Source organism: Halomonas sp. SIMBA_159 (genome assembly GCF_046536035.1).
GTDB lineage: Bacteria > Pseudomonadota > Gammaproteobacteria > Pseudomonadales > Halomonadaceae > Vreelandella > Vreelandella venusta_A.
This window is the reverse complement of the sequence record NZ_JAWJBT010000240.1, coordinates 1-326: the sequence shown is the minus strand read 5'-3', so window position 1 is coordinate 326 and position 326 is coordinate 1. Positions and strand designations below refer to the sequence as shown.

Genomic DNA, 326 nt, shown 5'->3' with positions numbered 1-326 from the left:
AAACGTGCCAAATGACTTTGCGAACGTTCGCGAAATTGCACACACTTTTACGAACGGTTTTCAGGTATAATGAGAGGAAACAATCGTTTATAGAGGTGAATTATGGAACATCGCAAATTTGGCTACATAAGAGTCAGCAGCAAAGATCAAAATGAAGGCCGTCAGTTGGAAGCCATGCAGAAAATGGGCATCACTGAACGGGACATTTATTTGGACAAGCAAAGTGGGAAAAACTTTGAACGTGCAAACTATCAATTACTGAAACGGGTTATCCGAAAAGGCGACATTTTGTATATTCACTCGCTTGATCGGTTTGGCCGAAATAA

General features: G+C 40.8%; 1 protein-coding gene. It reads left to right on the top strand.

The features are described 5' to 3' along the window. Positions 1-102: 102 nt before the first annotated feature. Positions 103-326, top strand: a 224-nt coding sequence (locus R0J87_RS19140) for a recombinase family protein (protein WP_498888217.1), incomplete at its 3' end; no start/stop codon positions are given.